This window comes from Campylobacter sp. CN_NE2 (assembly GCF_027797465.1).
Taxonomy (GTDB): Bacteria; Campylobacterota; Campylobacteria; order Campylobacterales; family Campylobacteraceae; genus Campylobacter_B.
In genome coordinates this window covers 615,328-634,031 of record NZ_CP115608.1, presented here as the reverse complement: position 1 = coordinate 634,031, position 18,704 = coordinate 615,328, and the positions used below count along the sequence as shown (strand labels likewise).

Below are 18,704 nucleotides of genomic sequence, written 5' to 3'. Positions count from 1 at the left end.
AATGGCGATTTTTCATCTTAGCCATACCGATTTGGACGGCTATGGCGCTCAATTTGTTACAAATTTTTATTTTGATAATATCAAATTTTTTAACTCAAATTACGGCAAAGAGATAAACGAAAAATTCGCTCAAATTTTAAATTTAATCGACACCGAATTTGCAAATGAAACAAATTTGATTTTAATCACAGATTTGAATTTGACCTTGTCTCAGTGCTTGGAATTTCAAAATTTAGCCGGTGAAAAAAATGCAAGAGTTTTGCTACTTGACCACCACCAAAGCGGCGAAGAGTGCGCTAAAAAGCACGGCTGGTATCTTTTGGATTCAAGCCGTTGTGCGACAAAAATAACTTACGACTTTTTTAGCGACCTTTACGGCAAAAACGAAACGCTTGATAAATTCGTGCGGGTTGTAAATGCTGTTGATATTTGGCTAGATAAAGATAGCGAATTTGAGCTTGGAAAGGTCTGTTTGGGGCTTGTTTCTGGCGCAAAAGAGATAAACAAAGTTATGTTTGAAAAGGAAAGTTTTAGCTATATTCAGTTTTTAATTTCTGCTATTCCAAACTTTTTTGATATAGAAAATTCGCACATCGCCCTTGATAACGCAATCCACGGACTAAAAAAAGAATTTTTTAAAACCGAAAAAGATGACACGCTAAGCAATCTTATTTCGAATTTTGTCGTTGGCAAACTAAGCGCTCAAAAAGATAAATTTATCATCAAATTTGGCGAAAAGACGGGCATTTTGACCTATAATATCGGCAACACTTCTGTCATCGGCAACGACTTTTTGGTAAAAAACCCTGATGTGGATTTTTTCATCGATGTAACTTCGAAAAAAACGCTAAGTTTTCGTGCTAACGGCAACGCAAATGTTAGCGAAATGGCTAAAATTCTTGTCGGTGGCGGTGGTCATATAAATGCAAGCGGCGGTATGTTTGCGGGATTTAAAGATAGCAATTCGTATGAAAATATCAAAACGCAAATCGTAAATTTGATAGATAAAAAACTAAGCGAAACTAAGGAAAATCAAAATGAAAAATAACGCAAATTTCAAAAATAACGGACAGCAAAACGGAAAAAATTTTAATAAAAATTCTAATAAAAACAGCGAATTTGACTTCGAAGAAATGGCGTATGAAGTAAGCGTTTTACTTGAAGGAATGCTCTATTTTGCGGGAGTTAAAAGAGCAAATTTAGAAAAAGCAGCTGAAATTTACATAGAAAATATCGATGAAATTTTAGAAAATTTAGACGCTGAGGGCGTCGATGAGCCAATCGCCGTCGTAGAATACTTAAAGAAAAATCATAAAGAGTTGTTTGAGTAAGATTAAATTTTATGACACTTGGCGAACTTGAATTAATCAGAATTAAAACGCTTAAAAAAATTGCAAAATCTAAAAAGAGCGACCATATTGCTTGGCTGTTAATATTTATTGTTTGCTTAATAATAGGCACCATAATATTTTTGTGGCTTTTTGCTGTTTCAAAAGATGACGGCGACCAGCACGAATTTGTTGCAGTTCTTGTATTCTTGTTTGGTTTTCACTACATAGTTTATTTAAGACCCCGTTCATATAAATTACAAATTTTTATTTTACTAATAGCTATATTTTTTGTTTATAAAATATCAATTATTTTTGCAGCCATATATTTTGGATACTTAGCTTTTGAAATATTTTTTTATTCAGATAATGACAAAATAGAAATAACAAACGATGAAATGAGTATGGAATTTAGACGACTTTTTAAACAAAAACATATTTTGCCATATTTTGAAAAATTTGGCTACAAATATCAAATGTATTCGATGATTAGCACAAATCACATAATAAATAGCAAACTTTTTCCAAGATTTATAAAACATAATGGAAATGATAAAATCGAAGGAATTTATGAAGGTATTAAATTTGAATTTAGCGATATAGCTTTGACGGACAGAGAAGAAGGCGAAAACATAGAAATCTCGCCAGATAGTATCGGCATAAAAAATGCAAAAGGAATTTTATTTTATGCTGATTTTAACAAAAGAATAAAATCATCAACTTTTATTTTGCAAAATGTAAAACCACAAAATATGCAAAATTTAAAAACTATAACTATGGACGATAGCGAATTTAACGATAAATTTAAAGTTTATTCTAGCGACGCACAAAATGCAATGTATATTTTAAGTCCTGCGTTAATGCGACGAATTTTGCATTTTGAACGCCGTGTTAAATTTCCTATAAATATAAGTTTTGTCGGCACAAAAATTTACATTTTTATCCAAACAAATAAAGACAACTTCGAACCAAATATAAATAAAAGCGTTTTTAAATACGACCCCGCAAAAGAGATAAAAGAAGAGCTATCTCACATGCTAAGTATCGTAAGAATTTTAAAACTCAACCGCAAAATTTGGAGCGTAGAAAAATAAAAAAAGCCGAATTTGAAAATCGAAATTCACAAATTCGGCGTAGTTATCAAAAAAAGCTAATTTTTAATAAAAATAGGCAAAAAATAAATGCAAATTCGCACCAAATTTAGCACAAATTTACTCACAAAACTGCAACCAAGCCTAAGTCGCAGTTAAAATCAACTAAAAACCAAAAAGCTTTCTCAAAAATTCTCTAAATTTTGATTTTTTGGCACAAACAACTGAAAAAACCATGTCCAACTCGTTTCGCTCTTGCGTAGTGAAGCGTTGCATAATCACTCTCCTATCAGTTTTTTTATTTTACTCAAAACAAATGAGGCGTCGTCGCTATCAAGCTCACAAAGCATTTGAAACACGGCGAGCGCAGCCTGTGGCTTTGTCGTGCCTAAACGCCAGTCTTGATAGGTTCGCATAGAAACTCCCAGCTTTTTTGCCATTGTCGCATGGGAGATCTTTTTCCCCATATATTTGGATTCCACAGCATTGTGGAGAATATTAAAAATGTCGTTTGTTTCTACCATGATGAAATTATACAAATTCTTTCATTAACTATACATTAAATCGTATAAATATACAAGATTTTGTATAACTTATAATTAAAAATGGTTAAACAATCACTTTTAATGTTGAAATTATACAGATTTTTGCATAAAACGAACATTAAAAATTATAAAAAAAGCAAAAAATTTTATAAGGAAAATGGGTAAAATTTCGCCAAATTTACCTGTTTTTATAAAAATTTGAGAAAATATTATAAATTTTAAAAGTAGAATTTATAAATTTTCTAAATTTTGAGTTATGCACTTAAATTTTTATTTTTTTAAATTTTTGAACGCTGTCATCAAACAACGCCTAAATTCGCCAAATTTTGCCAAAAATTAAATTTTTATATAAAAAACCTTGACATTAATGCACTCAATATTGTATAATTCTTAGCAATTAAAATGAAAGAGTGCTAAAAAATGAAAATGAATAAACGAGATTTGATTTTAGAATCAATCATTTCGGCTTACCTTGATGACAACACGCCGATTGGCTCGTCTGAGCTTGGTTCGAGAATGCAAATTTCGATTCCGGCTTCGACGATTCGGGTTTATTTTAAAAAGCTAAGCGACGAAGGCGCTATCACGCAACTTCATGTCAGCGGCGGGAGAATCCCCACGGTAGCGACTATGCAAGAGTATTGGCAAAGCAAACTTCGCTTTGACAATGTTTTGCAAATCTCAAATTTGGAAAATTTAGCGCTTATTTTAAAGGAATTTGAGATTTATTGTATGATTTTTAGCTCTGATAATGAGCTTTTGCGTGAAGTTTTAAACTACAATAATCGCTTCATCGTGCTTGTTTTTGACGAAGATGAGATTATTATCAAATTTGAGCCTAGAATTTACAAATTTTTGCTGAATTTGGTCGGAATTTCGCTAAAAGATTTGGAAATGGCGAGTATTCAAGTTGGGCTTTCGGGGCTTCGCTCAAAGATAAAGGAACTAAAAAATTCAAAAATCGAGTTTTTGGCAAACGAGGTCGTGGCATATAAAATTTTCAAAGATGAGAGATTTAAAATCCTTTTAAATCCGTCGATTGCCGTAAATTTTGGAAAAAATTTGATTTTTTCGCCGTATTTTGAAAGCGGTTTTATGGGTATCAAACGCGCCGTCAAACTCGGCGACAAAGACGCTACGATGATTTGCGCAGGAAGCGTGTATGAAGACTATGATAAATTTTTTAATTATATAACGGAGGCAGCATGAACGAAGAGAAAGAAAATTCGCAAAACACCGAATTTGACGAAAACAAAGGTTGCGGTTGTGGCGGCGGTTGCGGGTGCGAAAGCCCGTTAGCAGACGACGGCGACGAATTCGCAGATGAGCTAGAAAACGAGCAAGAAAATTCTTGCGAGTGCGAAAATTCGCAAGATGACGAAATCGCAAATTTGCAACGCCAGCTAAATGAAATAACCGATAAATTTTATCGTGCAAATGCCGATTTTGACAATATCAAAAAGCGTTTGGAGCGAGAAAAAAGCACAGCCGTGGAGTATGCGGCGGAAAAATTTGCAAAAGATCTCTTGCCGATAATCGACGCACTCGAAGAAGCCGCTAAAATCGACATCGAAGACAACGAACTAGCCGATAAAATCGAAGAAGGCGTGAAGCAGTGCATAAATTTATTTTTAAAAACATTTGAAAAATACGGCATTACGCCGATTTCAACGGACGATGGCTACGAGAGCGAAAGCGGTAAATTTTACCCAATCCAACTCGTAGAAAAAGATGGTGCAAAAACGAACGAAATCGTTCAAGTTTTGCAAAAAGGTTACCTTTACAAAGAGCGAATTTTACGACCTGTAATGGTTATTTTGGCGAAGTAGATTTAAAATTTACAATTCGCAAATTTACAAAATTTAGAAAAAAATTTAATAAAAAGGATAAAACATGGGAAAAGTAATTGGAATTGACCTTGGCACAACAAATTCATGTGTCAGTATCTTTGAAAGGGGCGAAAGCAAGATTATTCCTAACAAAGAGGGCAAAAACACAACTCCGTCAGTTGTCGCATTTACCGACAAAGGCGAAGTTTTAGTCGGCGACAGTGCAAAACGCCAAGCCGTAACAAACCCTGAAAAAACGATTTATTCGATTAAAAGAATTATGGGTTTAATGATGAACGAGAAAAACGCGCAAGAAGCCAAAAAGCGACTTCCTTATAAGATAGTCGATAGAAACGGCGCGTGTGCGGTTGAAATCGCGGGCAAAGTCTATACCCCGCAAGAAATTTCGGCAAAAGTTTTGATGAAACTAAAAGAAGACGCTGAAAGCTTCCTTGGAGAGCCAGTTGTCGATGCGGTTATCACGGTTCCTGCGTATTTTAACGACAGCCAAAGAAAAGCGACAAAAGAAGCAGGAACAATCGCAGGGCTAAATGTGCTTCGTATCATAAACGAACCAACGGCTGCTGCCTTAGCGTATGGGCTAGATAAAAAAGAAGCCGAAAAAATCGTAGTTTATGATTTGGGTGGCGGAACATTTGATGTTACTGTGCTAGAAACAGGCGATAGCGTGGTTGAAGTGCTTTCAACAGGCGGAAATGCTTTCTTGGGCGGCGATGATTTTGATAATAGAGTGATTGATTTCTTGCTAAGCGAATTTAAAGCAGAGAGCGGAATCGACCTTAAAAACGATGTTATGGCTATGCAACGCTTAAAAGAAGCAGCAGAAAACGCTAAAAAAGAGCTTTCAAGTGCTATGGAAACGACTATAAATTTACCTTTCATCACAGCAGATGCCACAGGCCCAAAACACCTTATGAAAACACTAACAAGGGCTAAATTTGAAAGCATGATTGATGATTTGGTTGATGAGACTATCGATACTCTTAACCGCGTTGCCAAAGAAGCAGGGCTAAATATGAGCGAAATCAAAGAAGTCGTTATGGTCGGTGGCTCGACTCGCGTTCCTTTGGTGCAAGAGCAGGTCAAAAAAGCATTTGGCAAAGATTTAAATAAAAGCGTAAATCCTGACGAAGTCGTCGCAATCGGTGCTAGTGTGCAAGGCGCTGTTATCAAAGGCGATGTAAAAGATGTGCTTTTGCTTGATGTTACGCCACTTTCGCTTGGTATCGAAACACTAGGCGGCGTTATGACAAAGATTATCGATAAAGGCACGACAATCCCAACCAAAAAATCGCAAGTTTTCTCGACCGCAGAAGATAACCAATCTGCCGTTACAATTAATGTCTTGCAAGGCGAGAGAGAATTCGCAAGAGATAATAAAACTTTGGGTAACTTTAACCTTGAAGGCATTATGCCAGCCCCACGCGGTGTGCCACAAATCGAAGTTGAGTTTGACATCGACGCAAACGGCATTTTAACCGTTTCGGCAAAAGACAAAGCCACAGGTAAGGCTACCGACATTCGCATTACAGGTTCAAGCGGTCTAAGCGATGCTGAAATCGATAAAATGGTAAAAGACGCAGAGCTTCACAAAGAAGATGACAAAAAACGCAAAGAAGGCGTCGAAGCTAGAAACCAAGCCGACGGAATCGCTCATCAAACAGAAAAAACTCTAAATGAAATGGGCGAGAAAATCCCGGCTGAGCTAAGAGCAAACATAGAAGGCGCGTTAAATGACCTAAAAGCTGTGCTAAAAGATGAAAATGCTACAAAAGAGCAAATCAACGCAAAGGTCGAGGCCCTAAGCAAGGCAGCTGAGCAAATGTATAAACAAGCTTCGGCAAATCAAGGCGGCGCTAACGGCGGTTCGCAAAACGGCTCTGGCAACGGCGGCAAAAAAGCAGATGACGATGTCATCGACGCAGAAGTAGAGTAAAACATTAGCTTTTTGGCAAATTTTGGCGAATTGAACTTAAAAAATTCGCCAAAATTTTAAATTCAAAAATCCTTTTTGGTAACTTCGCAGTGTAGGTTTAAAATTTTTAAGCCTACATTGATTTTTGTAAATTTAATCGAAATTCTTAATTTTATTTGTTTTTATCGCAAATTCATTGTAAAATTTAGTGTTTATAAAATTTTAAAGGATAGAAAAATGCGTAAAATCGGTTTTGACATTGGAATTTCAAGTATCGGCTGGGCGGTAGTTGATACGGGTGAGAGTGATGATAAATTTGATATTATCGATTGTGGTGTGAGAATTTTTGAAAAAGCTGAAAATCCAAAAGACGGTTCGTCTCTTGCTTTGCCTAGGCGCGAAGCAAGAAGCGCAAGGCGTCGTCTTGCTAGGCGAAAAGCAAGATTAAATGCTGTTAAAAGGCTACTTTGTAAAGAATTTGATATTAAATTTAACGATTTTATTATGCAGGGCGAAAATTTGCCGAAGATTTTCGCTACTGATAAAAACACGCTAAACCCGTGGCAACTTCGCAAATTTGCGTTGGAGCGAAAACTAGATAAATTTGAACTTGCAAGAGTGATTTTGCATATCGCAAAACACCGCGGATATGATGATTTAAGATATTTTGGCGACAGCGATGACGCAGAGAGTAAAAAAGTCTTAGGTGCTATTTCAAAAAATAAAAAATTTACTGAGCGTGGTTTTAAAACAGCTTCTAATATGCTTTTAAACGATTTTGAAAAAAAGGAAATTTCAAGTATTCGCAATCGCGACAAAGACGGAGCTGGGAATTATGAAAATTCAATTCCACAAAGTCTAAACAAAGAAGAACTTACGCTAATTTTAGAAAAACAAGCCGAATTTGGCTATAAATTTAGCGAAAATTTTGCACAAAATCTCATACAAAAGGTCTTTTACTCTCGTCCATTAAAAGACTTTGAAAATAAAGTTGGCAAATGTATTTTTTACGAAAAAGAAAAAAGAGTGGCAAAATTCACGCCATTGGCGCAAGAATTTATCGCTTTAACTAAAATCATAAATACGCTCATAAATATTTACAAAGATACGGGCGAAATTTTGCAACAAGAAAAAATTATAGAAATTTTAAATCTTGCAAAATCAAAAGGCGAATTTAAATACAAGGATTTGGTAAAAGCACTGAATTTGCAAAATTACAAAATTAAAGGCTCAAAAAAAGATGATTTAAGCGATACTTTTATAGATTTTAAAAAATATAAAAAATTTACTCAAATTTGCTCTGAAAAATTTGGCGGTGAATTTTGCGATGTTTTTAATGATAAATTTAATGAAATTGCACGAATTTGCACTTATAAAAAGGATTTTGACAGCCTTAAAATCGCTCTTAGTAAGTATGAATTTGATGACGAGCAGATAAACGAACTTTTAAAACTAAAATTTAGCACAAATATCGAGCTAAGCGAAAAAGCGTTAAGGCAAATTTTGCCTTTGATGATGAGCGGCAAACGATATGACGAGGCATGTAAAGAAGCAAATTTAACTCTAAAAATTCGTGAAAAAAGCGAAAAATTACCACCGCTTTACGACACGCCACACGGAGCAAGTTTGACAAATCCAGTCGTAGCAAGGGCTGTGAGCGAATATCGAAAAGTTTTAAATTCTATTATCAAAAAGCACGGGCTGGTTCATCAAATTTATTTTGAGCTTACGCGCGAAGTCGGTAAAAATTTCGCCAGCAGAAACGAAGCGATAAAAAAACAAAACGAAAATTTTGCCAAAAACGAAGCCGCGAAAAATCGTCTAGAACAATACGGACTTGAAATAAACAGCGCAAATATCCTAAAAATGAAGCTTTTCATCGAGCAAAATGAGTTTTGCGCTTATAGCGGAGAAAAAATCACGCGTGAAGATTTTTTAGACCCTAAAAGGCTTGAAGTTGATCATATTTTGCCGTATTCTAGGAGTTTTGACGATAGCCAGAGTAATAAAGTTTTGGTTTTTATTTCACAAAATCAAGAGAAGAAAAACCACACACCTTTTGAGTGCTGGGGAAATACACCAAAATGGGAATTTATCAAAAATTTTGCCGAAATTCACTACAAAAAGGCAAATCCAGCCAAATTTAAAAAGCTTTTAAACAGTGATTTTAAAAGCCGTGAGCAGGGTTTTCGTGCGAGCAACTTAAACGATACTTCTTATTTAAATCGCCTTATTATGAACTATACGAAAGATTATCTGAAATTTTTGCCGATAAAATCCGAAAATTCTCGTCATGTTTATTCGATAAACGGCGGTTTTACTACGCCACTTCGTAGATTTTTAGGGCTTGAAGAAAAAAATCGAAACACTCATTTACACCACGCACAAGATGCCCTTATAGTCGCACTTTGCAACGAAAAAATGAATAAAGCGTTTAATGAATTTATGGGCCATATCGAAACCAAAAAACTTTTAGAGAGTTCAAAAGATGAATTTGGCGAATTTGACAAAGAAAAATATAAAGAAATTTTGCAAAATAGGCTCGATAAAGATGAGCGAACAAAGAAAAAACTTCGCCTTGATGATTTTATTCATTTAGAAAATTTTAGAAAAAATGTTGAAAATGCGGTTAGTAAAATTTTCGTTTCCAAACCACCACGAAAAAAGGTTACAGGGGCGTTACATTTAGAAACCGTCGCCCCAAAAGAGCAGATGATAAAAGAGTATAAAAGCGAAGCTGGATTTGAAATGGCGCTCAAAACAAGGCGAATTATCCAGCTTAAAAACGGTGGTTTTGTAAAAAATGATAGTATGCCACGAGTGGATATTTTTGCTCACAAGCAAACGGGCAAATTTTACGGAGTGCCGATTTATGCTATGGATTTTGCTCTTGGAGTTTTGCCAAATCGTGCGGCAGTTATAGGCAAAGATAAAAATGGCGTAATGAAAGATTGGCTAGAAATGGACGAAAACTACGAGTTTAAATTTTCACTCTTTCCAAATGATTTAATCGCTGTGCAAAAAAGTGGTATGGAAAATCCTATTTTGTGCTATTATGAAGGATTTGGAATTGCGACGGCTCAAATTCGAGTGGCAAAACATAGCAACAACAAAGCCGATTTAACAAGCGATGAGATTAAAATTTACGGAGATGTATCAAAAAAAGATAAAGTAGAACAACCTAGTCTTGGAATTCAAGGTTTGCAAATTTTTGAAAAAATGAAAGTTTCGCCACTTGGCGAAGTAGGTGCATGTAAATTTGAACCAAGACAAGGCGTAAAGCTAAAATCATCACCAAAGCGTAAAAAGGGCTAAATTTGGTGTAAATTTAATACAAAGGAGCTAAAATGGCAGGGTTTGATGAGAGTTTTAGAAGTTTTATGATAGGCACTCAGGCAAAACTCAGCCTAAAAAATGCAGCTTTTGCTAGGCGAAAATGATAAACAGATGAAAAAATCCAAGCCAAAACAACTTACGCTTTTTGATGATTTGGAAGATTTTTAAATTTGCACTGTAAAAGAAAGAAATCTTGGCAAATTTATAGATTTGCCAAAATAAAAAATTCGGTTTTTCTAAGGGATTTAAACCCTGCGGGAGACCGAAAACTCCCTTATTTTAGGCTCTTCTTAAATTCGTTTGTCAATTATACCAAAATTTAGATATTTTTGGCATAAAATTTGCGTTTTTTGCCTTTAAATCGGCTTTTGCTATTAGGTTATTATAGCAAAAACGAATTTAAGAAGAGCCTAAAACTCATCATCGCCCCCCCTTGTCTGTTTTGCTTATTATAGCAAAAACGAATTTAAGAAGAGCCTAAAACATCCTGATTATTTCAGTGTTAGTTCGCAAAATTATAGCAAAAACGAATTTAAGAAGAGCCTAAAACAATATCGCCAAAGAATTGTGGATTTTTCTCATTATAGCAAAAACGAATTTAAGAAGAGCCTAAAACCTAATGCGTTCGTGCAAGACGGATTTTTGTATTATAGCAAAAACGAATTTAAGAAGAGCCTAAAACCTATTTCTAGCCGTCTTCGCTCTTTTATTTATTATAGCAAAAACTAATTTAAGAAGAGCCTAAAACCAAGCAGTTCGAGCGTAGCGAAAACTGCTTAGACAAAAATTTTTCTTTGAGTTTAGTTTAAGAAATTCTACTTTTAAAATGTTTGAGCGATACTTTTGGATACAAAGCAGATGAATTTGTCGTAAATGAATTTTAGATTATATAGGTAGATTTAGTTGATTTTAATTTTAAATTTAATATACTTTATATAAACATTACAAAGGATAGAAAATGGAAGCAACACTGAGTAAATGGGGAAATTCTTTGGCTATTAGGATACCAAATTATATTTTAAAAAAATTAAATTTGGTAGAAAATTCGCCTATGAATATCGATGTGGTTGCCGGTAAAATCGTTTTGTCAAAACAAAAAAACAGATTAGAAACTCTATGTTCGGCTATCACAGAAGAAAATCTAAATATAGATGATAGTTTTGACGATACAAAGGGCAAAGAATGGTAAAATATATCCCGGAAAAAGGCGATATAGTATGGTTTGAATTTGACCCACAAAGCGGACATGAGCAAAAAGGTCTTCGTCCGGCACTTGCTATCAGCCCCAAAATTTACAATGAAAAATCAGGTTTGTGTCTATTTGTGCCGATAACTACAAAAATAAAAGGTTATCCGTTTGAAGTAGCGATAAACTGCGACAAAATTCACGGCGTAGCACTAAGCGATCAAGTCAAAAGCTTGGATTTTGTAGCTAGAAATGCTAAATTTTGCGATAAAATAGATACTAAAACCTTTGATAGAATTGTAGAAAAGATAGCACTACTAATCGAAAAAAATTGATTTATGATTTTAAATTGCGATTATATAATAAAACGCACTAGGTTTGAACCAAGCACTTTTAGCGTAGCAGAAAACTACTTGGTAGAAATTTTTATTTAAGATTATTTTTACTAAAATCAAAAACTTTTACAAATTCAGAGAAAGTTTTTAAAGTATTTTTTTTAGAAAATTTACTTCCTTGCCAAAAATACGGCGAAATTCGCCCATTTAAAGATAGTTTCTACGCTTTTAAAACCTGAATTTAAAGCCAAAGTTTTGTTTTCATCTTCGGTGTAAGGTATTAGCACATTTTCTAGTGCCTTGCGTTTTTCGGCGATTTCGTATTTTGAGTAACCCTGATTTTCTTTGTAATTTTCATAGATCTCAATCATCTCTTTGCTAAGCGTTTTATCGCTATATACGAGCTTTTCGCTAAAAATAAACACGCCGTTGTCGCTTAAATTTTCGCAAATTTTTCGCATAAATTCTGCCCGTTTTATCGGACGAATAAACTGCAAAGTGTAGTTTAAAATCACGCAATCAGCACTCTTAAAATCGCATTCTAATATATCTTCGCAAGAAAAATTTATTTTTGCGCCGTAAGCTGTGGCTTTTGCGGCGGCGATTTCTAGCATTGAAGGCGAATTATCCACGCCAAAAAGGTTTAAATCGTCTCTTTTTTGGTGCAAATTTAATAAAAGCTCAGCTGTCGAACAGCCCAAATCAACGCACTTTGCGTTTTGCGATAAAATGCGAGATAAAAGATCACAAATCAAATTTGAACTCTCCCTATAAAACGGCACCGAACGGCTTATCATATCGTCAAAAACACTCGCCACGCTTTTGTCAAATTCAAACTGCTTTTTTATGGGTTCTTTAAAAATTTCATCTTTCATTTTTCGCCTTTAAATTTGCTTTTTTCAAATCGTTTCGTTTTCAAGTGCCTTGTTTGCGTTTTCGATGTCGATTAGGATTTGTTGTTTTAGCTCTGTTAAGTCGTGGAATTTTTTATTTTCACGCAAAAATTTAACAAAATAAATAGTCGCGAATTTGAAATTTTCTTCGTTAAAATTGCCAAAAATGTGGCTCTCGACTGCAAATTCGCCATCAGCCGAAACTCGGTGTCCTATAAAAGAGACGCTTTTGTAAATTTTTTCATTGACACGCGTAAAAGTCGCATACACGCCATCGCACGGCAGAAAATACTGCCCAGTTTGCAAATTTATCGTTGCGACCAAGTCTTTTTTGCCGATACCCTGACCGCTTACGACTTTGCCCGAGATTTCGTATTTTCGTCCTAAAAATCGGTTTGCAGAAACTATATTTCCGTTTCGCAAAAATATCTTAATGACAGTCGTATGCACTCCCGTGCCGTCAATACAGACTTCGTCGATGATGGTTGTCGTGCCTTTGAAACGATTTTTCAAAAACTCGGTATCAAATTTACGATCCTTGCCGAATTTAAAATCATCTCCGACTACGATTTTAGTTAAATTTGGAAATTTATTGCGTAAAAGTGCGACAAATTCGTCACCTTCAAGGTTTTTTATGTCGTGCAAATCAAAATAAAAAATCGGCAAATCTGTAAATTTTTCCCTTGCTCGAAACGGAGTTAGCTTATAATAATCTTTCAAAATCACCACAGCTGCGCCATTTTCGCCGATATTTGCAAAAAGTTTTTTATGTCCTAGATGAATTCCGTCGAAGTTGCCAAGCGCAACAGTTGTGATATTTGCAGGATTTGCCGTTTGGATCTCGTCAAATTTGCCCTTGTAGCTCTCATACGGCAACAAAAGTTCGCAAAAATTATCTTCTTTTATCATTCGTGTGTCGTCCAAACGATTTTATCTGTGTTATAGCCCATTTTAGCGGCATAGCTGGTATAAACTGCCTTTATCATCTCAGGCATAGTTTTTGTGCGTGAAAGCATATAAAGCTCGCTCGTATCGCCGCCAAAAATGAGCGCATATTTATACTCATCATCGACTTTTACGATATTGTGAAATTTGTCTTTGATTTTCATCGAAGCCGTGTTGTTTAAATCAACGCGTTTTAGCTCATAAATTTCGTTAAAATCTTTATCATTTGTAAATTTGCCGTTTTTCATCAAATTTATCGTGCCGTTTTTATCGACGAAATATTCATAAGTTGTGTTATTTAGCGTAGCTTCAAACGGACTTTTCATTTTGCCGATTTCATACCAAAGTCCTGTGAATTTTTCGATTTGAAAATTTTGCGGATTTTGCAAATTTGACGGCAGTTTTGTGGCGACACAACCGCCCAAAAACGCACCTAAAATCACTAAAAATAAAACTTTTTTATACATTTAAATCTCCGAATTTGGTTTTTCGTAAAGGTAAAAAAACTCTTGGTTTCCGTTTTTACCTTTGATTTGACACTCTTTAAAAGCTAGTTTGATTAGGCCCATTTTAGCGCAATTTAGCTCGAAATTTGCTACCGATTTTTTGATAGCTTTTTCATCTTTTACTACGCCTTTTTTGTCTCTTTTTGCGTTAATGCCCACTTCAAATTGTGGTTTGAAAAGCAAAATTATATATTTTTTTGCTAAATGAAAAATATTTTCTAAAATGGAATTTAGCGAAATAAAACTCACATCGCAGGTTATTAAATCAAATTTTTCGCCTTTAAATTCCCTTATATCGGTATTTTCGCAAACTTTTACCCTTGCGTCGTCTCGCAAAATTTCGCTAAGTTGCATTGAACCCACATCAAGAGCCGTTACACTTCCCACGCCGTTTTCAAGCAAAATTTGCACAAATCCGCCTGTGGAAGAGCCAATATCAAGGGCGTTTAAGCCGGTTATCTCAAAGCCAAAATCATCTTTTAGCTCACGCAAAAAGCCTTTTAGTTTTAATGCCCCACGACTTACATAAATTTCGCTAGCCACCGAAATTTCGCCGTTTTCGACATTTTTCGCCGTATCATTGCAAATTTCACTATCAAGCAAAATTTTTTCATTTTTTATTAGCTCACTGGCTTGATTTCGACTGATATTTAGGGCATTTGCGACAAATTTATCAAATCTCAAAGTAATGCCTTAAATTCATCTTCGCTTAGCGTTTTAACACCAAGAGCGTTTGCTTTTTCTAGTTTGCTTCCTGCTTCTTCGCCGTAAATCACAAAATCGGTTTTAGCTGAAACTGAACTAGCCACCTTTGCGCCCATTTTAAGCAAATCGTTTTTGACTTCATCTCGTGAGCGAGATAGTGTCCCTGTGATGACGACGGTTTTGCCCGTGAAGGCGTTTTGGATAATCTCCAAATTTAGGGATTTTGGCGTGATTATATTGATTAAATTTAGGATTTTTTCCCTATTTACTTCGCAAAATTCGCAAAAGCTTTTTGCCATAGCTTCGCCAAATCCGTCCAAGCTTAAAACTTCATCAAAACTTGCTTCAAGCCACTTTTCGCCAAATGCAAGGGCGATTTTTCGTGCTGCGACTTCGCCGATATGCTCGATTCCAAGCGAAGTGATAAATTTATCAAGTGGCGAATTTTTGCTGTTTTGGATTGAAGTTAGCAAATTTGCGATTTTTTTCTCTTTAAAGCCGTCCAAATCGCTTAAATCATCAGCTTTTAAAGCATAAATATCGGCAACAGAAGCGATTTTGCCTTTTTCGTAAAGCAAATTTATTATCGATTCGCCAAGTCCGTCGATATTCATACATTTTTTCGAAGCAAAATAAATCAGCGAATTTATCGCTCTTGCCTTACAATCAAGGTTTTGGCAACGGATAAAAATGTCGTCATTTAGCACTTTTTGCCCACAGACGGGGCAGGTTTGTGGTCTTAAAATTTCACTTTGAGTACCATCTCTACGCTCTTTAAAAACGCCCGTGATTTTTGGGATTACATCGCCGCTTCGTATGATGCCGACAAAATCGTTTTTCATTAACCCAAGTCTAGCGATTTCATCGAAATTATGAAGCGTGGCGTTTCGCACGATTGCTCCGTCTATATTTACAGCTTCGACGACCGCCACAGGTGTGATAACGCCTGTCCTGCCAACTTGCAAATTTATATCAACTAGCCTTGTGATTTTTTCGATGGCTGGAAATTTATATGCTACCATAAAACGCGGAAATTTAACGGTATAGCCCAAATTTTCGCACTTTGCGAGTGAATTTACACGCACGACCATGCCGTCCATTAAAATATCTTTTTGATTTCTAAGCTCGTGCAGGTCATTATAAGCCCCACGAATTTCATCTAAATTCGCGCAAATTCGTTTAAAATCATCTTGCAAAAAGCCTAAATTTCGCACAAATTCCATAATCTCGCTATGGTTTTTAAATTCAAGCGAATTTGCACCTACGCCCCACGGGATAAACTGTAACGGGCGATTTGCCACGATTTTGCTATCTAGTTGCCTAAGACTTCCTGCGGCTGCGTTTCTTGGATTTGAAAATAGGCTTTCGCCTTTTAATGCTCTTTGTTCATTTAATGCGTCAAAATCGCTTTTTGAGATGACGACTTCGCCGCGAATTTCGATTTTTCCGTTATATGGAATTTGAAGCGGGATTGATTTTATAACTTTTGCATTTTGTGTTACATTTTCGCCGATTTTGCCGTCTCCACGCGTGGCGGCTGTTTTTAAAATTCCATTTTCGTAGGTTAAATTCAGACTTGCCCCGTCAAATTTTGGCTCACAATAAATTTCAAATTCGCCTTTTTCGCCACGCCCAAGCCACGCTATAAGCTCGTTGTCATCGAAAATGTCTTCCATAGACCACATAGCACTTTCGTGAGCTAGTTTTTCAAAACCTTCGCTTATCTCGCCACCGACTCGCAAAGTTGGCGAATACGCTAAAATTTCGCTTGGATTTTCTTTTTCGTAAGCCAGCACTTTATGATAAAGCTCATCATACTCTTCATCTGTCGCGATAGGCTTATCATCGGTATAATACGCTTTTGCCCACAAATTCAGGGTTTCAACGCTTTTTTTATATTCAAATTTGTCCATAAAATCGCCTATAAAAATGTTTTTATCGCTTTTTCGTAATCGCTTTGCGTATCAATGCCGATACTTTTGGTTGAAATTTCTAGCATTGCGATTTTTTCGCCGTTTGATAAAGCTCTTAGCTGTTCTAATTTTTCTGCATTTTCTAAAATGCTAGGCTTAAATTTGCAAAATTTAGCCAAATTTTTAACGCTATAAGCATAAATCCCAATATGTCCCAAATAGTCCTTAAAATCGCTTCTAGGATACGGAATTAGCGATCTTGAAAAATAAATCGCATCGCTAAAATCATCTAAAACAACTTTAACTAAATTTGGATCAAGGGCAGAGAGTTCGCTAATTTTTTTGTAGCAACTTGCCATAAATTTACCGTTTTGCGAGATTTGAAATTCGGCAAATTCTCTGAATTTTGCCAAATTTTCGCTCTCAAAAAACGGCTCGTCAGCTTGAACATTTATAATGATTTCATTTTCATCTAAGCCAAAATTTTTAACTGCTTCGTTTATTCGGTCAGTTCCGCTTTGATGATTTGGATTTGTTAAAATCGCGTCAAAACCATGCTCTTTTGCGATTTTTAGCACCTTTTCATCATCGACGGCGATTAAAACTCTATCCGTTTTTGAAGCGTTTTTTGCAGTTGCGATAAACATAGGCACACCGCCAATGTCGCATAAAATTTTGTTTTCAAACCTTGTTGAAGCTAGTCTAGCAGGAATCACTATCATTTTTTTATCCAATTTATGATTTCATTTTTGATTTCATCTTTTTCGACTACGCTTTTATGGATCGCTTCTGTTTCAAAAAGCCTTGAAATGCTCATTGGAACAGGGCTATTAAATTCCTTTGAAAGTGCGACCATTTCGTCTTTTTCGCCTAGTTTCATTTCGCCCTTGATTGCTTTTACCATTGACGGAGTAAATTTGATCCATTTTGCTGTTGAAACTACAAAATTTGTAGAATTTTCATCAATCATTTTAAAGCAAGTTGCCGTGTGTGGGTCGATTAAAACGCCTTTATCACTAGCATTTTTTATAAATTTAGCACACTCGCTATCATCACAAAAATCAGCTTCAAATTCGCATTGCAAGGCATTTAGCTCATCTTGTGTGAGTTTATAAAATTTATTTTCATTTAGGCTTTGCATTAACTCTTTTGTGCGAACATCGCCAAATTTATCAAAAAGCAATCTTTCCACATTTGAACTAATCAAAATATCCATTGCAGGGCTTATTGTATTTATTAGCGTTTTATTTCGCAAATCATAAATTCCTTTTGTAAAAAGCTCGGTTAAAATATTGTTTGAATTTGAAGCGATTTTGATTTTACCGATACTAGCTCCCATTTTTTTAGCATAATACGCCCCCAAAGCATTTCCAAAATTTCCGCTAGGCACGATGACGGAGAATTTTTTAACGCCCATTTTGGCAAAATAGATATTTGCGTAGATATAATAGATTATTTGAAATAAAATTCGCCCAAAATTCACCGAATTTGCCGCACTTAGGCTTAAATCATTTTTGGCTAACTCATCTTTAAATTTATCACTTGCCAAAAGCGTTTTTAAGGCTCTTTGAGCGTCGTCAAAGTTTCCTTTTATACCGATAGTTTTAAGATTTTTCGCTTCCACATTTACCATTTGTCGGCGTTGAATTTCGCTAGTTCCGCCACTTGGATAAAGGCAGACAACCTTGATATTATCTGCATTTGCAAAGGTTTCAAGGGTGGCTGGACCCGTATCGCCGCTTGTAGCGCACATTATTAGATAATTTTTATTTTGTTTTTTTGCTAATGCGCTTAAAATTTCACCAAAAGGTTGAAGCGCCATATCTTTAAAAGCAAGTGTCGGTCCGTGATAAAGCTCTAAAATGTATGAGTTTTGCCCAAATTTGCTAATGGGAGCCGGGCAGGTCGTATCAAATCGCTCATATCGTTTCAAAGCATTTATAAAAATTTCATCTTCAATATCAAATTCAAAACTTTTTATCACTTTTAAAGCAATATCTTTATAGTCCAAATTCTCGCATTCGCTCCAAAATTTTTCATCAAAATTTGGTAAGCGTTCAGGGCAAAACAACCCGCCAAAATTCGCACTTGGATTTAGCAGGGCATAGCTTAGATCTACTTTTTGGTTTTTATCTCTTGTTGAAATTAGTTGCATA

The 18,704-nt window shown here is 35.5% G+C and carries 17 protein-coding genes and 1 CRISPR repeat array; of the genes, 9 read left to right on the top strand and 8 right to left on the bottom strand.

Annotation, left to right across the window (positions count from 1 at the left end; genetic code table 11):
* Position 1: 1 nt before the first annotated feature.
* From PF028_RS03080 to PF028_RS03070, 3 genes are all read left to right on the top strand, one after another.
* Positions 2-1,048, top strand: a complete 1,047-nt coding sequence (locus PF028_RS03080) for a DHH family phosphoesterase (RefSeq protein ID WP_270860300.1) — start codon at positions 2-4, stop codon at positions 1,046-1,048.
* Positions 1,038-1,331, top strand: coding sequence for a hypothetical protein (locus tag PF028_RS03075; protein WP_443101039.1), 294 nt, complete (start codon positions 1,038-1,040; stop codon positions 1,329-1,331). Before PF028_RS03080 ends, PF028_RS03075 begins: the two co-directional genes overlap by 11 nt.
* A gap of 140 nt (positions 1,332-1,471) precedes the next feature.
* Positions 1,472-2,422 carry a DUF3137 domain-containing protein gene (locus tag PF028_RS03070; RefSeq protein ID WP_270860299.1) on the top strand — a complete coding sequence of 317 codons (951 nt, stop codon included), beginning with the start codon at positions 1,472-1,474 and terminating at the stop codon, positions 2,420-2,422.
* Between the two features lie 275 nt (positions 2,423-2,697).
* Here PF028_RS03070 and PF028_RS03065 read toward each other — a convergent pair whose 3' ends face one another.
* Complete coding sequence (locus PF028_RS03065; protein ID WP_270860425.1) at positions 2,698-2,943, bottom strand: XRE family transcriptional regulator; 246 nt, start codon at positions 2,941-2,943, stop codon at positions 2,698-2,700.
* A 441-nt stretch (positions 2,944-3,384) separates the two neighbouring features.
* On the opposite strand from PF028_RS03065, the gene PF028_RS03060 reads away from it, so the two are divergent.
* From PF028_RS03060 to mazF, 6 genes are all read left to right on the top strand, one after another.
* A complete protein-coding gene (locus PF028_RS03060; protein ID WP_270860298.1) occupies positions 3,385-4,173 on the top strand; it encodes an HrcA family transcriptional regulator in 789 nt (262 codons plus the stop codon).
* Complete coding sequence (locus PF028_RS03055) at positions 4,170-4,793, top strand: nucleotide exchange factor GrpE (protein WP_270860297.1); 624 nt, start codon at positions 4,170-4,172, stop codon at positions 4,791-4,793. Before PF028_RS03060 ends, PF028_RS03055 begins: the two co-directional genes overlap by 4 nt.
* Positions 4,794-4,857: 64 nt before the next feature.
* Positions 4,858-6,750, top strand: coding sequence for a molecular chaperone DnaK (gene dnaK / locus PF028_RS03050; protein WP_270860296.1), 1,893 nt, complete (start codon positions 4,858-4,860; stop codon positions 6,748-6,750).
* 216 nt (positions 6,751-6,966) lie between these two features.
* Positions 6,967-10,044, top strand: coding sequence for a type II CRISPR RNA-guided endonuclease Cas9 (cas9, locus tag PF028_RS03045; RefSeq protein WP_270860295.1), 3,078 nt, complete (start codon positions 6,967-6,969; stop codon positions 10,042-10,044).
* A gap of 402 nt (positions 10,045-10,446) precedes the next feature.
* Positions 10,447-10,813: direct repeats of the CRISPR family, unit length 36 nt; unit sequence ATTATAGCAAAAACGAATTTAAGAAGAGCCTAAAAC.
* A gap of 210 nt (positions 10,814-11,023) precedes the next feature.
* The gene (locus tag PF028_RS03040) at positions 11,024-11,254 is read left to right on the top strand and encodes an AbrB/MazE/SpoVT family DNA-binding domain-containing protein (RefSeq protein WP_270860294.1); all 231 of its coding nucleotides are present in this window, start codon (positions 11,024-11,026) and stop codon (positions 11,252-11,254) included.
* Complete coding sequence (gene mazF, locus PF028_RS03035) at positions 11,248-11,586, top strand: endoribonuclease MazF (protein WP_270860293.1); 339 nt, start codon at positions 11,248-11,250, stop codon at positions 11,584-11,586. Before PF028_RS03040 ends, mazF begins: the two co-directional genes overlap by 7 nt.
* Before the next feature lie 170 nt (positions 11,587-11,756).
* Here mazF and cmoA read toward each other — a convergent pair whose 3' ends face one another.
* The 7 genes from cmoA to thrC are packed head-to-tail and all read right to left on the bottom strand — an operon-like array spanning position 11,757 to position 18,703.
* Positions 11,757-12,461, bottom strand: coding sequence for a carboxy-S-adenosyl-L-methionine synthase CmoA (cmoA, locus tag PF028_RS03030; protein ID WP_270860292.1), 705 nt, complete (start codon positions 12,459-12,461; stop codon positions 11,757-11,759).
* 24 nt (positions 12,462-12,485) lie between these two features.
* Positions 12,486-13,388: a bifunctional riboflavin kinase/FAD synthetase gene (locus PF028_RS03025; RefSeq protein WP_270860291.1), complete on the bottom strand. Its 903-nt coding sequence runs from the start codon at positions 13,386-13,388 to the stop codon at positions 12,486-12,488.
* Positions 13,385-13,891: a lipocalin family protein gene (locus PF028_RS03020; protein WP_270860290.1), complete on the bottom strand. Its 507-nt coding sequence runs from the start codon at positions 13,889-13,891 to the stop codon at positions 13,385-13,387. Before PF028_RS03020 ends, PF028_RS03025 begins: the two co-directional genes overlap by 4 nt.
* On the bottom strand, positions 13,892-14,614 hold the full coding sequence (tlyA, locus tag PF028_RS03015; protein WP_270860289.1) for a 23S rRNA (cytidine-2'-O)-methyltransferase TlyA: 723 nt from the start codon (positions 14,612-14,614) through the stop codon (positions 13,892-13,894).
* Entirely contained in the window at positions 14,611-16,548 is a 1,938-nt protein-coding gene (gene ligA, locus PF028_RS03010; protein WP_270860288.1) for an NAD-dependent DNA ligase LigA, read from the bottom strand. Before ligA ends, tlyA begins: the two co-directional genes overlap by 4 nt.
* Positions 16,549-16,556: 8 nt before the next feature.
* Complete coding sequence (gene kdsB / locus PF028_RS03005) at positions 16,557-17,270, bottom strand: 3-deoxy-manno-octulosonate cytidylyltransferase (protein ID WP_270860287.1); 714 nt, start codon at positions 17,268-17,270, stop codon at positions 16,557-16,559.
* Entirely contained in the window at positions 17,267-18,703 is a 1,437-nt protein-coding gene (gene thrC, locus PF028_RS03000) for a threonine synthase (RefSeq protein WP_270860286.1), read from the bottom strand. The genes kdsB and thrC overlap by 4 nt, the downstream gene beginning before the upstream one ends.
* Position 18,704 lies beyond the last annotated feature (1 nt).

Coding starts and splice junctions, on each gene's coding strand:
- PF028_RS03080 (WP_270860300.1), top strand. CDS start 2: ATGGCGATTTTTCATCTTAGCCATACCGATTTGGACGGCTATGGCGCT.
- PF028_RS03075 (WP_443101039.1), top strand. CDS start 1,038: ATGAAAAATAACGCAAATTTCAAAAATAACGGACAGCAAAACGGAAAA.
- PF028_RS03065 (WP_270860425.1), bottom strand. CDS start 2,943: ATGGTAGAAACAAACGACATTTTTAATATTCTCCACAATGCTGTGGAA.
- PF028_RS03060 (WP_270860298.1), top strand. CDS start 3,385: ATGAAAATGAATAAACGAGATTTGATTTTAGAATCAATCATTTCGGCT.
- PF028_RS03055 (WP_270860297.1), top strand. CDS start 4,170: ATGAACGAAGAGAAAGAAAATTCGCAAAACACCGAATTTGACGAAAAC.
- dnaK (WP_270860296.1), top strand. CDS start 4,858: ATGGGAAAAGTAATTGGAATTGACCTTGGCACAACAAATTCATGTGTC.
- cas9 (WP_270860295.1), top strand. CDS start 6,967: ATGCGTAAAATCGGTTTTGACATTGGAATTTCAAGTATCGGCTGGGCG.
- PF028_RS03040 (WP_270860294.1), top strand. CDS start 11,024: ATGGAAGCAACACTGAGTAAATGGGGAAATTCTTTGGCTATTAGGATA.
- mazF (WP_270860293.1), top strand. CDS start 11,248: ATGGTAAAATATATCCCGGAAAAAGGCGATATAGTATGGTTTGAATTT.
- cmoA (WP_270860292.1), bottom strand. CDS start 12,461: ATGAAAGATGAAATTTTTAAAGAACCCATAAAAAAGCAGTTTGAATTT.
- PF028_RS03025 (WP_270860291.1), bottom strand. CDS start 13,388: ATGATAAAAGAAGATAATTTTTGCGAACTTTTGTTGCCGTATGAGAGC.
- PF028_RS03020 (WP_270860290.1), bottom strand. CDS start 13,891: ATGTATAAAAAAGTTTTATTTTTAGTGATTTTAGGTGCGTTTTTGGGC.
- ligA (WP_270860288.1), bottom strand. CDS start 16,548: ATGGACAAATTTGAATATAAAAAAAGCGTTGAAACCCTGAATTTGTGG.
- kdsB (WP_270860287.1), bottom strand. CDS start 17,270: ATGATAGTGATTCCTGCTAGACTAGCTTCAACAAGGTTTGAAAACAAA.
- thrC (WP_270860286.1), bottom strand. CDS start 18,703: ATGCAACTAATTTCAACAAGAGATAAAAACCAAAAAGTAGATCTAAGC.